The sequence below is a fragment of the Maritalea mobilis genome, assembly GCF_004363175.1.
GTDB lineage: Bacteria > Pseudomonadota > Alphaproteobacteria > Rhizobiales > Devosiaceae > Maritalea > Maritalea mobilis.
Genome location: NZ_SNYR01000002.1, coordinates 929,674 through 942,965, shown reverse-complemented (window position 1 = coordinate 942,965; position 13,292 = coordinate 929,674). Strand labels below are relative to the sequence as shown.

15 protein-coding genes are annotated in these 13,292 nt (G+C 51.2%); 4 read left to right on the top strand and 11 right to left on the bottom strand.

What is annotated here, in order from left to right; all coding sequences use genetic code 11:
• The first annotated feature begins 55 nt into the window (after positions 1 to 55).
• On the top strand, positions 56 to 553 hold the full coding sequence (locus tag ATL17_RS12450) for a DUF2306 domain-containing protein (protein WP_166639025.1): 498 nt from the start codon (positions 56 to 58) through the stop codon (positions 551 to 553).
• Here the strand turns inward: ATL17_RS12450 and ATL17_RS12445 are convergent, their stop codons facing one another.
• Positions 554 to 1,150, bottom strand: a complete 597-nt coding sequence (locus ATL17_RS12445) for a TetR/AcrR family transcriptional regulator (RefSeq protein WP_133573104.1) — start codon at positions 1,148 to 1,150, stop codon at positions 554 to 556. It lies immediately after the preceding gene.
• Between the two features lie 122 nt (positions 1,151 to 1,272).
• Between ATL17_RS12445 and ATL17_RS12440 the strand changes: the two genes are divergently transcribed.
• Positions 1,273 to 1,674 (top strand): hypothetical protein, encoded by a 402-nt coding sequence (locus ATL17_RS12440; protein WP_133573103.1) that lies wholly within the window; start codon positions 1,273 to 1,275, stop codon positions 1,672 to 1,674.
• A 34-nt stretch (positions 1,675 to 1,708) separates the two neighbouring features.
• Here the strand turns inward: ATL17_RS12440 and ATL17_RS12435 are convergent, their stop codons facing one another.
• The 5 genes from ATL17_RS12435 to ATL17_RS12415 all read right to left on the bottom strand — a co-directional run bounded on the left by ATL17_RS12435 (position 1,709) and on the right by ATL17_RS12415 (position 6,187).
• Positions 1,709 to 2,941 (bottom strand): glycerophosphodiester phosphodiesterase family protein, encoded by a 1,233-nt coding sequence (locus tag ATL17_RS12435; protein ID WP_133573189.1) that lies wholly within the window; start codon positions 2,939 to 2,941, stop codon positions 1,709 to 1,711.
• Positions 2,942 to 3,057: 116 nt separating this feature from the next.
• Positions 3,058 to 3,888 carry an alpha/beta fold hydrolase gene (locus tag ATL17_RS12430; protein ID WP_133573102.1) on the bottom strand — a complete coding sequence of 277 codons (831 nt, stop codon included), beginning with the start codon at positions 3,886 to 3,888 and terminating at the stop codon, positions 3,058 to 3,060.
• A 33-nt stretch (positions 3,889 to 3,921) separates the two neighbouring features.
• Positions 3,922 to 4,905, bottom strand: coding sequence for an iron exporter MbfA (gene mbfA, locus ATL17_RS12425; protein WP_133573101.1), 984 nt, complete (start codon positions 4,903 to 4,905; stop codon positions 3,922 to 3,924).
• Between the two features lie 98 nt (positions 4,906 to 5,003).
• On the bottom strand, positions 5,004 to 5,609 hold the full coding sequence (locus tag ATL17_RS12420; protein WP_133573100.1) for an extensin-like domain-containing protein: 606 nt from the start codon (positions 5,607 to 5,609) through the stop codon (positions 5,004 to 5,006).
• A gap of 116 nt (positions 5,610 to 5,725) precedes the next feature.
• The gene (locus ATL17_RS12415; RefSeq protein ID WP_166639024.1) at positions 5,726 to 6,187 is read right to left on the bottom strand and encodes a c-type cytochrome; all 462 of its coding nucleotides are present in this window, start codon (positions 6,185 to 6,187) and stop codon (positions 5,726 to 5,728) included.
• 225 nt (positions 6,188 to 6,412) lie between these two features.
• On the opposite strand from ATL17_RS12415, the gene lepA reads away from it, so the two are divergent.
• Both lepA and ATL17_RS12405 read left to right on the top strand, forming a co-directional pair.
• Positions 6,413 to 8,215 carry a translation elongation factor 4 gene (gene lepA, locus ATL17_RS12410; protein WP_133573098.1) on the top strand — a complete coding sequence of 601 codons (1,803 nt, stop codon included), beginning with the start codon at positions 6,413 to 6,415 and terminating at the stop codon, positions 8,213 to 8,215.
• Positions 8,215 to 8,415 carry a hypothetical protein gene (locus tag ATL17_RS12405; RefSeq protein WP_133573097.1) on the top strand — a complete coding sequence of 67 codons (201 nt, stop codon included), beginning with the start codon at positions 8,215 to 8,217 and terminating at the stop codon, positions 8,413 to 8,415. The genes lepA and ATL17_RS12405 overlap by 1 nt, the downstream gene beginning before the upstream one ends.
• On the opposite strand, the gene ATL17_RS12400 is transcribed toward ATL17_RS12405, so the two are convergent.
• The 5 genes from ATL17_RS12400 to ATL17_RS12380 all read right to left on the bottom strand — a co-directional run bounded on the left by ATL17_RS12400 (position 8,412) and on the right by ATL17_RS12380 (position 13,284).
• Positions 8,412 to 9,101, bottom strand: coding sequence for an RES family NAD+ phosphorylase (locus tag ATL17_RS12400; RefSeq protein WP_133573188.1), 690 nt, complete (start codon positions 9,099 to 9,101; stop codon positions 8,412 to 8,414). The two genes, ATL17_RS12405 and ATL17_RS12400, sit on opposite strands and share 4 nt — an antisense overlap.
• A 2-nt stretch (positions 9,102 to 9,103) precedes the next feature.
• A complete protein-coding gene (locus ATL17_RS12395; protein WP_133573096.1) occupies positions 9,104 to 9,514 on the bottom strand; it encodes an MbcA/ParS/Xre antitoxin family protein in 411 nt (136 codons plus the stop codon).
• Between the two features lie 485 nt (positions 9,515 to 9,999).
• Positions 10,000 to 10,848, bottom strand: a complete 849-nt coding sequence (gene speB / locus ATL17_RS12390; protein ID WP_133573095.1) for an agmatinase — start codon at positions 10,846 to 10,848, stop codon at positions 10,000 to 10,002.
• Between the two features lie 6 nt (positions 10,849 to 10,854).
• Positions 10,855 to 12,024 carry a carboxynorspermidine decarboxylase gene (nspC, locus tag ATL17_RS12385; protein WP_133573094.1) on the bottom strand — a complete coding sequence of 390 codons (1,170 nt, stop codon included), beginning with the start codon at positions 12,022 to 12,024 and terminating at the stop codon, positions 10,855 to 10,857.
• Between the two features lie 48 nt (positions 12,025 to 12,072).
• Positions 12,073 to 13,284, bottom strand: coding sequence for a saccharopine dehydrogenase family protein (locus ATL17_RS12380; protein WP_133573093.1), 1,212 nt, complete (start codon positions 13,282 to 13,284; stop codon positions 12,073 to 12,075).
• Positions 13,285 to 13,292: the final 8 nt, after the last annotated feature.

The following is a 13,292-nucleotide window of genomic DNA, read 5'->3' as shown; positions in this document are numbered from 1 at the left end:
ACAAGGGCGGCGGCGCAATTGGCCGCATGGCGACAAGTGGAAATCTGAGGGTTTTATGAACATAGAAATTTTGGCGACGGCACCATTGCCGGTCATCATTCATCTCACCGCAGCAATATTTTGCATCATCTTGGGCGGCTATATGCTGTACGCAAAAAAAGGAACTCGCACACACAGAATTATGGGGTGGGCATGGGTGGTCGGCATGGCGATTGCGGTCACCAGTGCCTTGTTCATCCATGGATTTGAATGGATTGGACCTTTCAGCCCCATCCATCTAATTATCCCTTTTGCCATTGCGGGATTATGGACAGGTGTTCGCGATGCGCGAGCAAAGAATGTGCGTGCTCATCGCGAGGCAATGTTGTCCATGTATTGGGGAGCGTTGGGCATCCCATTTGTACTGGCGCTGTTGCCAGGCCGCCGACTGCATATGCTTTTGTTTGGCGACAGCGAAACATTGCTGCCCACCATCATATTTGCCATGGTCTTGACAAGCGTCGGCTCCTACCTGCGTTGGGAGCGGGAGATCAAATCTTACCTGCACCGCTAACTAGTTTAAATTAGTCTGCAACATGGTGTTGAGTGCTGCCAAAACACTTTCTTGCGCCGCCTTTGCTTCATGTGGGGCATAAGTGGCCCGGGCATAAAAGCCAAGCAACATCAAATAGAGCTGTTGGGCGTTGGTGGCGGCTACCTCTTTTGGGTGACCAAACTCTGCAAATAACGCAGTCACATAAGCGATGCGCTGCTCATCGGTCGCGGAAACGGATTTGGTGATATTTGGGTCGACCGCCGCCCAACTTCGGATGGCCATTTCGCCCTGTGCTGAACTGAGCGTGCCCACTGGTTCTTTTAGGGCGACATTGAACAGGGCCCGCAACCTTTCGCGCGCAGTGGTTTTCGCACTCAGGTTGGTTGCCATCACTTGTTCCGTGCCTTGGGTCACCCAATAGCGGATCAATTGATCCAGCAAATCTTTGCGATCCTTAAAATGCCAATAGAAGGAGCCTTTGCTGGTGCCAAGGCTTTTGGCCAGCCGCTCGACCTTCACATTTTCAACGCCGCCTTTGGCCATGGCCGCAATCGCGGCCAGCAGCCAATCTTGCGCTGATAATTGATTTCGCTTCGCATCACTCGATTTTGCCATACCCGATCCTTACACAGCGCACCCTTTAACGGTCTGCGACAAATGCGCTCAAACATACGTATCCGTATGGTGCTTTAGGTTTAAATGCAATACATACGGCAGCGTATGGAAAGGGGGTGCTTATGAAAGATAAATTTAATCTCTGGTGGGGTGTGGCAGGCATCATGTCAATATTGGTTGCTGCAATTCACATTTTAGCCGGCACGCCAGAAATCATGGTACCATTGGCAAAGATTGAAATGCCAGCGGTGATTTTCGCGATCATGGACGTGATGTGGAACCAAGTTAGCCTGCTGCTCATTATCGTGGGACTTGCACTTTTGTTCGCCGCCAAGCGGGGCGCGCAATCTATGGATATGGTGCTGTTCATCAATGTGATCTATGCGGGCATTGCGATTATTTTCATGATCGCTGGCTTGTTCTATCTTCAATCCCTGTGGCCGATGCCACAATGGATTTTGTTTGGCCTGATTGCCCTTGTGGCGCAAATTGGCTGGCACAAACAAAAAGGCCGAGTGCATTAGCACCCGGCCTCGCATGACGGTCTAGGGAGTAAGATTAAAGACCCATGCAATTTGCATAGTAAGTTGTGGTTGCAGGCCAGTCAGAGAACACACCAACAACGCCAACTTCTTTGGCCAAAACGTCGAGCAATTCGAACGCAACGCCATCATTGTTGGTAACGTCTGTGATGGACTGGAAGTACCAGCCACCGCCATTATTGAGCGGGCCAGAACGTTCCAAAGTCCAAGTGATGATATTCAAGCCAGCAGCTTTTGCTTCCTTGGCGTAAACAGAAGGCACGATTTTGCCATCTTCAGTGGTCACCAAAACCCAAAGCGGTGGGGCGATATATTTAACGCCTGCATCGGCAAGCTCTTGCATGCTTTTGCCATAAGTTGACGGGTCGAGGTGATCAAAACCTTCATTGTCATAACGGCCATCAAGATAAACAGCTTGCGCGCCGAACTCAGGCTCATTTTCAATCCAGTACAACACATCATCAAGCAAGAAAGACTGTGCCCAAACATCTTTAGGATCAATACCAGCCGCTTTATACTCGTCGATCATTTTTTGAGCATAATCAGCTTGGCTGAAATCGCCTTCATAAGGCATATCAACAGTTGGTGTTTTCAGCTCTGGCGTGAACTTGCCACCCATTGATTTGATCAACTCAATGCTTTGCTTGTGCGTCACCAATGTGCCTGTTTTGGCATAAAGGTCTGTGCGGAAACCTGCGGTGCCCATCACATATTCTTCAACAGTGGTGGCGTTTGCATTGGCGCCATCCATCTTGCCGTTCAATGTCATATATTCAGCTAAAGTGATGTCTGAAGTTGAACATTTTGCTTCAGCTTTTTTGCCTGTCGCAGGATCGGCAGGTGAGAATGGCACGGAGCATTTAGCGGCCAATTCAGGGCGCAGCAAAATGTCTGTTGTGGTGTGCAAATCACTTTGCGAGTGACGGCAAACCAGCTCTTTGTCCGCAGTGAAAGCCACATCACATTCAATGATGCCTGCGCCTTGGCGGGCAGCAGCTGTGTAGCTTTCTTTTGTGTGTTCAGGGAACTGCAAAGCGGCGCCGCGATGACCAATTGAAAAGTCGCTCTTTTCGAATGGACCATTGGCGCAAGATGCCAATTTGTCTTTCAAGTCGCTCGCTTCCATTTGGTCAACCAAGTAAAGCGGACGCACACCCAAATGAACGGTAGCTTCACTATGATTATCTGCAAGGGCAGCCATAGGCTGCGCCAAAAGCGCTAGGCCAAAAAGGGCCGGGCTAAATTTCATCATTTTTCTCTCCAAAGCAAAAGATCTCGAACCGGATCGGCGAGAAAATGGCGTTGGATCATGACGATTGATGATCAGAAAAATGACAGTTGCAAAAAAGATTTATGACTCAGATGTCATTCGGCTTGCTCGATCCGCTGCCAAAATTCGAGCAAATATTGGCGCACGCGATCTGTCGCATCCAGATTGGCACAATGGCCCCCTTTGGGCACTTCAATCAGCATGAAATTGTCACGCGGCTCCATCGCCGACAAGGTTGGCCCAAGGGCGGCGTTGACGGACTTATCTTGGCCGCAACGCAACATCATAATTGGCCCATTATACGCAATTGCACGATCAATCAGGTCATAATTGCCAACATGGCCAACAATGCTGGTGACCACATCAATATCAATCGCGCTGAGCATGGCTTGTACCAGCGGGCGCGCTTGTTTGTTTTTGGTAGTGCCAACTGCGCCAAGCTTGCCGATCAGATTTGGCCCCATAATTTTATAAATCCACTTCAACACCCCAACGCCTGCTTTGGGTGTCTTAAGCGAGTAGGTGGTGCCAAAACTTGCAAAGCTTCTAAACCGTTCGCGGTGGTCCTCAAGCGCCCAGAGCGCGATGATGCCACCTAATGAATTGCCGACATAATGGCATTGCGTCGCGCCAATATGGTCAGCAATGGCCAGCATGTCTTTTGACAATTCCGGAATGGAAAATGCCTCGATGCTCATATGGGCAGGCTTGCCGGAGCGGCCATGACCGCGCAAATCCGGCACAATGATGCGATAACCCAAATTGGCGAAAAAATGGGCATCTGCAGTGAACTGCATGCCGGAAGCGGCGAGCCCATGTACCAAAAACACAACGGGTCCGTCTTTGGGGCCAACATCGCCAAAGGCAATGCGCACCCCGTCGCGCTCAATATAATTGGCGTCCAAAAATTCGGGCTTAAATTCCATTAAACTACTCTTTGTTGCGCCAACGAGCAGCGACTATGCATTGCCGATCAATATGCCAGCTGCAAACACCAGCGAGCCACCAAAGACCACCTGCATAACTGCGCGCCAGAACGGCGTGTCCATATATTTGTTTTGTATATAGGCAATCGCCCACAATTCTACAAACACGACAATGATCGCGGTAACGGTCGCCGTCCAAAAGTCGGAAATCAGATATGGCAAAGCATGGCCCAAGCCACCAACCGCAGTCATGATGCCCGCGGCAAAGCCACGTTTCACAGGCGACCCGCGTCCGGTCAGCTTGCCATCATCTGAAGCAGCTTCAGTAAAGCCCATGGAGATGCCCGCGCCGATAGACGCTGCAAGGCCAACCAAAAAAGTTTCCCACGTGGAATGTGTGGCAAATGCAGCAGCAAAGATTGGGGCGAGGGTAGAGACGGAACCATCCATCAAACCCGCCAAACCTGGCTGCACATAGGTCAGCACAAATTTGCGGTGCTTTTGCTTATCCTCTTCCTCAAGGGCATCTTCACCCAAATGCTCATCGCTCAAATCATTGGCGGCATTCTTGTGGTGTTGTTCCGCGAGGGCCAGATCACCCAATAGCTTGCGGATGCTCGCATCTTGCGTGCGCTTAAGGGCTTCCAGATAGAAGTTTTGTGCCGCTTCTTCCATTTCCCAAGCTTGTTGGCGAATGGTTTCAAGCGGCAGATTTTTCATCAGCCAAAATGGCTTGCGCTCCAAAAAGCCCTTCACATGTTCGCGCCGGACCAGCGGAATATTATCGCCGAACTTTTTCTTATACATGTCGATCAACATGCCACGATGTTCGTTCTCTTCATCCACCATGCCGTCAAACACTTTGGCTGATGCTGGAAATTCTTCCCGCAGCATTTCGGCATAGGCCGCGTAAATACGCGCATCATCTTCCTCCGCCGATATGGCGAGCGCCAAAATTTCTGCTTCAGAAAGATCTTCAAAACGACGACGATTGCCGCCCAGAACGCGATTTAGCATGACTAAATTCCCAAATTAAAACAGCCAGATCAGATCAATCTAATCCTGAAATAATTCAAGAACAACACAAGCCTGAAAGAAACTTCTAGCGGCGACAATCAATCGCAGATTTTATAGGTGCAGCTTTTGCCGTGGCACCCCATATCCAAGTGCAAATGGTCTTTATGAAGCGCATTGGCTTCTGGCCCCAGAACGGTTGTGAAAATCTCGCATCCGAGCTTGTGGCTCTGTCGGATCAGCTTTTGATCTTTGCCGCCAGCTTTCCACGCAGCGGGCAACTGCACTTGTGTCCCATCAGTCAAAACATATCCGGTCAAATCAATGGCATTGGCAAAGCCATGTTCCGAAATTTTACCGGTTTTCGCATTGTTGCGCCGACGGCATGCGTAACTTGTGCCGGTGCTGATGCGCTCAATTCCCACACCATGGGTGGTGCGGCTGAGTTGATCAACCCGCTTCACCCAATCGATAAAAGCGGTTGCCATGGCGCAATTCACAGTGGCGGGGGATGCCAATTCGATGGTGCGGTTTGAGATGTTAATGGCATTCAACTGATAGGGCGATTGCGTGCCGCATCCATCATCTTCTAGCGGTGGCAAAATCTTCGCATCCACATCATCACCCATCAGCGCGGGGCATGCGGCCTGATAAATGGGCTCTTTGGCTTTAGGCTTCTCAACCTTGGTTTGCGGCGGGGGAGGCAAATCGTCCGGCCGCTCGGGTGGCTGCGGTGCAGCTCCAGCGCTAGAGAAAGGCAGGAGAGCCAGAACGAATAAAAGGGGCAAATAGATCTTGCGGATTTTACTTGCCTCCCTCGGCGCTATTGCGTTTTCTCTCTGAATTTATCGTGACATGAGGCGCAACCTGCCGCCACAGTGCGCAACACTTGCTCTGGCGTATCGTCCAATTGAGACTTAGCTAAGTTCAACTGCGCGTCAAAGAAACGAAGTTCCGCATCAAATTGTTCCGCATTTTCCCAGATGCCCGGCAGCGCTTCGCTGATCTTTGGCAGGTGCTCTTCTTCAAAAAGGCGAGGCAGTTCAGCACTAAATGCCTGCAGATCATTCAAAGCACTCATCGCCAATTCGGTGTTCACAGGCGTGGAGCTTGTGGCGCTGCGCAATTGGCTCAAACTGTCCTTGGTGGCGGCCATGGCGTCCATTCGTTCCTTTGTGGCCCCAGTTGCGCCGCCATGGGCAAACACCAAACTGGGCAGGGTAAGCAAGCTCGCGACCAATAAAACCCTTTGCATCACATTCATCGGTTTGCGGTTCAATTTCATCTTCTGTCCAACGGTCATAAATCAGGCTTTTGTTAAGCGGCACCATGCGCGATCAGGGGTTCAATTGCAACAGCAGGAAAGAGCGGGAAATTTGCACTGAATAATGGCCATTTTTGCGTCACGTCTTTGCATCGCGAACGTGCGGCGCGCAAGGGATTGCGCCTTTTCACAAATGGTTACCAATTTCTCTTTTCTTGTGCATAGAAAGCTGGTAATCACCAGCCCATGACAGAGCTTAAAAATATTCGCAATTTTTCCATCGTAGCCCATATTGACCATGGTAAATCCACCTTGGCCGACCGCTTGATCCAATTGACTGGCGGTTTGACTGAGCGTGAAATGCAGCAGCAAGTGCTCGATAGCATGGATATTGAGCGCGAGCGCGGCATCACCATCAAGGCACAAACCGTGCGGCTTAAATATGAAGCCAAAGATGGCGAGACCTATGTGCTCAACTTGATTGACACACCGGGACACGTGGACTTTGCCTATGAGGTGAACCGCTCGCTTGCAGCCTGCGAAGGCTCTTTGCTGGTGGTTGATGCGTCTCAAGGGGTGGAAGCCCAAACATTGGCCAACGTTTATCAGGCCATCGAAGTTGATCATGAAATTGTGCCTGTGCTCAACAAAGTCGATTTGCCCGCCGCTGATGTGGATCGCGTGAAGCAGCAAATTGAAGATGTGATTGGGCTGGATGCTTCTGAAGCATTGGAAATATCTGCCAAAACCGGTATCGGCGTCGACACAGTGCTTGATGCAATTGTGGAGCGTTTGCCTGCGCCTGAAGGCGATGTGAATGCACCACTGAAAGCTATGTTGGTCGATAGTTGGTACGATGCTTATTTGGGCGTTGTGGTGTTGATCCGCGTGATCGATGGCAAAATCAAAAAAGGCCAGAAGGTCAAAATGATGAATACCGGCGCGGTCTATGATCTTGACCGGGTGGGTGTGTTTACACCCAAGCTCATCGAAACAGGCGAATTGGGCCCAGGCGAAATTGGCTTTATCACCGCGTCGATCAAAGAAGTGGCGGACACCAATGTGGGTGACACGATCACCGACGCGAAAAAGCCTTGCGACAAGGCGCTGGAAGGTTTCCGCCCTGCGCAGCCAGTTGTGTTCTGTGGCTTGTTCCCCGTTGATGCAAACGACTTTGAAGATTTGCGCGCCGCAATGGGCAAATTGCGGTTGAACGATGCCAGCTTCTCTTATGAAATGGAAACATCGGCAGCCCTCGGCTTCGGCTTCCGCTGTGGCTTTTTGGGGCTGTTGCACCTCGAGATTATTCAAGAACGGTTGAGCCGCGAGTTTGACCTTGATCTGATCGCCACCGCACCGAGCGTTGTTTATGAACTTGGCATGCGTGACGGCACTGATACGCAATTGCACAACCCAGCAGACATGCCGGATGTGATGAAAATTGAAGAGATCCGCGAGCCGTGGATCCGCGCCAACATCCTCACACCTGACGAATATTTGGGCGCAATTTTGAAATTGTGTCAGGACCGTCGCGGCATTCAGGTTGATCTGTCCTATGTGGGCAGCCGTGCCATGGTGCAATATGATTTGCCGCTCAACGAAGTTGTGTTCGACTTCTATGATCGGTTGAAATCCATTTCCAAAGGTTATGCGAGCTTTGATTACCAAATCTCGGATTATCGCGCTGGCGATTTGGTGAAAATGTCTATCATGGTCAATGGCGAACCTGTGGACGCGCTGTCAATGTTGGTGCACCGTTCAGCCGCTGAAGCGCGTGGCCGCGTGATGTGTGAAAAGCTCAAAGAGTTGATCCCGCAGCATTTGTTTAAAATTCCAATTCAGGCAGCGATTGGCGGCAAGGTGATTGCCCGTGAAACCATCTCGGCATTGCGCAAGGACGTAACCGCGAAATGTTATGGTGGTGACGCCAGCCGTAAGCGGAAGCTGTTGGATAAGCAAAAGGCGGGTAAGAAGAAAATGCGGCAGTTCGGTAAGGTCGAAATTCCGCAAGAAGCCTTTATCAAAGCGCTTAAAATGGGCGACAATTGATGAATTTGAACGATCCCGGCATGGGCAAAATTGTGGGCGCGATCTTGGTCGCGCTCATCGCATTGACTTTTGTGATGGGGCCAGATGCAGCGCCAGTTGGCTCGCTGATTTTTTACTCAGTACTGGGCGGTTTCGCAGTCGCCTTGTTCTATTTGGTGACCGGGCTGCGCGAATATTTGGCGTTTAAGCGCAAAGACTAAAGCGCAAAGATTTTGCCACTATTGCAATTGCGCACTTTGTCCACCTCCGCGCCGTTCCAATGAAAATCAAAGTGATCTGCTTGGTGGGGTATCGGCAGCAAGTCTGGCCAGAAAATCCCAATACATTTGCCTTCCGGTGCGCGCACGCTCGGATAAACAACGCCATTGCTGCCAGCGGCGCGCAGCGCGGCACCTGTCTTCTGGCTTTGCGTCCAATCATGGGGCAGCAGCATTTCTGCCATGCCGTCTAAATCATGTAAAAGCTGATCAATGGAGCCGATCAGCATGCGGAATTGCGCGGTCCAGCCGGAATCCTCATTTGTGGCAGCCATAAAGCGCCCATGATGATAGGCCACTTCATAAATGGCCACTTCTTCGCGGTCCCCGGCACTATAAACGCCATAACTTCCGTCAGTAAAACGGCCTGGCCGATCTGTTGAAACATGGGTAAAGGGCGCCATAACATAGCTGGCCCCAATGCCCCCCACGCGACGTTCTGGCGGCACCAAGGCAAGGGTGCCGATCTGGTCTACAATGCGCGGATTGCTCTTGGCTTCGGCTGAGGCAAGTGCATCCCAATCTGCTGGGTCGGCAATATCTTCAAATAAATCGATAGGCGGGAAAATTGAACGGATAATGCGAAAAGTGCGGGCCCACGTAATCTGCCGTGTCGGAATAGTGTGAATATTCACGCGCCACCGCGCTCCGCATCCAAATAGTTCCGCACACGGGCAAGATCAAAAATAGACCCGCCCAACATCACGTCCAACGCTGACTGCCCGGCGAAAGCTGTATTTGGCTTTTTCACCCATTGATAGCCGCGATGGGGATCGGAAAACAAATAGCGTAGCCCCTTATGGACGCCCATCAGGATCGACATGCGCATAGCCAAATCTCGGTCAATGCGCCCCATATCACCCTTCTTCCACCGCGCCCATGTGCGCGGCGCCATGCCGCCTAAAAGTTCGCGCGCCTGCACATCATTCAGCTCCCACCGACGAAACAGATTCACCGTAGCCCGCGCCATCGCCGCAGCTTCGTCTTGGCTTATCTCTTTATCGTCCGGTTGCGCTGGTGTGCGCCGCACTTCATTTAGCATGATTTGTCTCCTTTTGGCATATATAGTGTAAAATATGCCATTTGGCAAGATGGTGGAGGTGCCGGGGTAGTGAGCGAAGCGAACGACGGCGGCGAGAAAGAGCCGGGGTGGCGGTGAGCAACAGTAGTGAAAAAGGAGAGGAGGTGGTCGGTGCAGTGTGCGTTCACTAAGCGAATGAGCAGGCATTACCTACGTGTAAAATTGATCGACACACACGCCAAACTCACACTCGTCATTGCAAGACTTGATCTTGCAATCCATTTGAGATTTCCACCTGCTGAAGTGCATATGAAAAAGCCACATACCCATCAACAAAAGGACACGTGAATTGGACCCCAAGATCAAGTCTTGGGGTGACGGACGTACGGTTGGTTGATGATGTGCCATCTAAGCCAACACCGCTCAGACCCCGGATCAAGTCCGGGGTGGCTGAGTTAGTTAGAACCGGAAAACTGAGGACGTCGAGACTCAAACGGCCAAACCGCCTAAACCAACGCCATCAAGCGATAGGCAATCTGCGCGGCGGTGAAATCCCATGCTTGGCTTTTCTCATCAGGGGCTAGTTCCACAATATCCATGCCGACAATTTTGCGGCCACGCAGCAAAGACGCGATGATTGATAGAGACTGATAATAGCCCAGCCCACCGGGCACAGGTGTGCCAGTAGCGGGCATAATGGACGGGTCCAATCCATCTACATCAAAGCTGATATAAAGCTCTTCAGGGAAATCGTTTGGCAGTACTGCACTGGTGATATTTTCCATCACCAATTCTTCGGCATCGATAAAGGTCACACCGTATTTCTCGCGCGATTCCATCTCCTGCTGACATAAAGCACGTACGCCATATTGCGCCAGATGGTGCCCATCTTCGCACAGCAAGTGCATCACGGAGGCATGGGAGTGCTTTTCGCCTTGATAGGCAATGCGTAGATCGGCATGGGCATCGATTTGCAAAATACCAACCTTCTTGCCCAATGCGCGTGAGACGCCTGACACGGCGCCATAGGTGAGCGAATGTTCGCCACCTAGGGTCACAGGAATTTTGCCCTCTTCCACCGCCAGTGCAGTGCGCTGAGCTAAGCGCTCCATCACATCAGGCAATGGGCCGTCACATGCAACAGCATCTTCAGTAAAAATGCCATCAAGGGCAGGCTCGCGACCAATGCAGATACGCTCTAATTCATTGGAGGCTTCAATAATGGCTTCTGGGCCAGCCTCGGTGCCTGCGCCATAAGAAACTGTGCGCTCAAGCGGCATGGGGATCACCACAAATTTGGCCGCTTCTCGCTGGCGCTCCTGCTCGTTTAATTCACTATCCAGAAAAATGCTCATAACGCCTCAGCTCAACCGGTTTTTAAAATCATCATAGGAAAATTCGCGCACCATTTTCAGCGTGTCGGTATCGCTGTTCCACAGGGCAATGGCAGGCAAGGGCACGCCATTAAATGTGTTAGTTTTGACCATGGAATAATGCGCCTGATCCAGAAAGGCGAACCTGTCGCCCACTTGCAACGGCACATCCCAAGTATAATCGCCGATTACGTCACCCGCCAGGCATGATGGACCGCCAAGACGATAGGTGTGGCCACTTTCCGCTTCGCCCATCAGGGCAGGGCGATAGGGCGCTTCAATCACATCTGGCATATGGCACGTGGCAGAAATGTCAGTGATCGCCAAATCCATCACATTGTGGGGCAAATCCAAAATTTCCCCCACCAAGATGCCAGCATCCAGAGCCACGGCCTCGCCAGGCTCCAAATACACATCCACCTGATATTTCTCGCGAATGTTTTTGATAAATTCAATCAGACCGTCGCGGTCATAATCCGCGCGGGTGATATGATGCCCGCCGCCGAAATTGAGCCATTTCAAATTGGGCAGATAGGAGGCGAGTTTGGGTTCGATTGCGGCCCATGTGCGTGCCAAAGGCTCAAAGCCTTGCTCGCACAATGTGTGCATGTGCAACCCGTCCACACCATCCAAAACCTCATCATCCAATTGATTGATCGGCGTGCCCAAACGGGAGCAGGGCGCACATGGGTCATATTTCGGAATTTCACCTTCGGAGTGCAAAGGATTGATGCGTAATCCAACGCTGACACCTGCTTCTTGGCATTTGGCCAAAAAGCGGGCCTTCTGGCTGGGGCTGTTGAAAATCATATGGTCAGAAAGGGTGATGATCTGATCAATCTCACTGTCTTTATAGCCCGCACAGAACGTGGCCACTTCCCCTTCATATTCCTCACGGCCCAACTTGGCTTCATAAAGTCCAGATGCACACACGCCATCTAAATAGCGCGACACTAAGGGCGCCACCTCGAACATAGAGAAGGCTTTAAGCGCCGAAAGCACATGTGCGCCCGAGCGGGCTTTCACATCAGCAAGAATTTTGAGATTGCGTTCAATTGCTTGCGTATCCACCACAAAGCAAGGCGTGGGCACCCGGCTCAAATCAAAAGAGGTGAAAGCCCCCGCATCCCCAGCTTGGGTTTGCATCATCTCGGCCATAAGGCGAAAACTCCAAAGCAAAAGGGGCGGTTGCCCGCCCCTGAAAAATTAGAACTTGGCAGGTGCGTCCAATTCATGCACTTCCCAAGGTAGGCCATGGGCGTTCAGCATGTCCATAAAATCATCTGGATTGAGCTGCTCCATGTTCCAAACACCGGGCTCAACCCAATTGCCTTTCAACACTTGCGCCGCGCCGATCATGGCTGGCACGCCTGTTGTGTAGGCCACAGCTTGTGAGCCAACTTCAGCGTAACATTCCTCATGGTCGCAAATATTGTAGATGTAGAAGGTCTTTTGACCCGATCCATCTTTTGCGTCACCCGTAGCAATGTCGCCGATGCAGGTCTTGCCCTTGGTCAATTCGCCAAGATCGCTTGGATCGGGCAGCACTGTTTTCAGGAACTGCAAAGGAATGATTTCTTTGCCTTCGTGCATCACAGGCTCAATGCTGGTCATCCCCACATTTTGCAACACTGTCACATGGTTGATATAGGCATCGCCAAAAGTCATCCAGAAGCGGGCGCGCTTGATCTCAGGGAAGTGCGTCTTAAGGCTTTCCAACTCTTCGTGATACATCAAATACATGTTCTTTTCGCCCACGCCAGGGAAATCAAACGTATATTTGGTGGTCATGGCAGGGCTTTCCACCCAATCGCCATTCTCCCAATGCCGCGCAGGTGCAGTCACCTCACGGATATTGATTTCAGGGTTGAAGTTGGTGGCGAAAGGCTTGCCATTGTCGCCGCCATTACAATCAAGAACATCAATATATTCGATTGTGTTGAGCTTATGCTTTTTAAGCCATGTGGCGTAAACTGAGGTTACGCCGGGGTCAAAGCCTGAGCCCAAAATGGCCGTCAAACCGGCTTGCTTGAACTTTTCTTGGTAAGCCCACTGCCATTTATATTCAAACTTGGCTTCGTCTTCCGGCTCATAATTGGCCGTGTCGAGATAATTGACGCCTGCTTTCAAGCACGCATCCATAATCGCCAAATCCTGATAAGGAAGGGCCAAATTCACCACCAGCTCTGCGCCAGTTTCTTTGATCAGCGCAGCGGTTGCGTCCACATCCATGGCGTCCACTTCAGCGGTTTTAATGTCAACGCCCGTACGCTCTTTCACGGATTTGGCAATATCGTCGCATTTGAATTTGCGGCGGCTGGCCAAGGTGATTTCAGAAAAAATATCGCTGTTCATCGCCATTTTATGCACGGCAACTGAGCCAACGCCACCGGCGCCGATGACAAGTACTTTACCCATCAATTTTG

Coding starts and splice junctions, on each gene's coding strand:
- ATL17_RS12430 (WP_133573102.1), bottom strand. CDS start 3,888: ATGGAATTTAAGCCCGAATTTTTGGACGCCAATTATATTGAGCGCGAC.
- lepA (WP_133573098.1), top strand. CDS start 6,413: ATGACAGAGCTTAAAAATATTCGCAATTTTTCCATCGTAGCCCATATT.
- speB (WP_133573095.1), bottom strand. CDS start 10,848: ATGAGCATTTTTCTGGATAGTGAATTAAACGAGCAGGAGCGCCAGCGA.
- ATL17_RS12395 (WP_133573096.1), bottom strand. CDS start 9,514: ATGCTAAATGAAGTGCGGCGCACACCAGCGCAACCGGACGATAAAGAG.
- ATL17_RS12440 (WP_133573103.1), top strand. CDS start 1,273: ATGAAAGATAAATTTAATCTCTGGTGGGGTGTGGCAGGCATCATGTCA.
- ATL17_RS12415 (WP_166639024.1), bottom strand. CDS start 6,187: ATGAAATTGAACCGCAAACCGATGAATGTGATGCAAAGGGTTTTATTG.
- nspC (WP_133573094.1), bottom strand. CDS start 12,024: ATGGCCGAGATGATGCAAACCCAAGCTGGGGATGCGGGGGCTTTCACC.
- ATL17_RS12405 (WP_133573097.1), top strand. CDS start 8,215: ATGAATTTGAACGATCCCGGCATGGGCAAAATTGTGGGCGCGATCTTG.
- ATL17_RS12450 (WP_166639025.1), top strand. CDS start 56: ATGAACATAGAAATTTTGGCGACGGCACCATTGCCGGTCATCATTCAT.
- ATL17_RS12435 (WP_133573189.1), bottom strand. CDS start 2,941: ATGAAATTTAGCCCGGCCCTTTTTGGCCTAGCGCTTTTGGCGCAGCCT.
- mbfA (WP_133573101.1), bottom strand. CDS start 4,905: ATGCTAAATCGCGTTCTGGGCGGCAATCGTCGTCGTTTTGAAGATCTT.
- ATL17_RS12380 (WP_133573093.1), bottom strand. CDS start 13,284: ATGGGTAAAGTACTTGTCATCGGCGCCGGTGGCGTTGGCTCAGTTGCC.
- ATL17_RS12445 (WP_133573104.1), bottom strand. CDS start 1,150: ATGGCAAAATCGAGTGATGCGAAGCGAAATCAATTATCAGCGCAAGAT.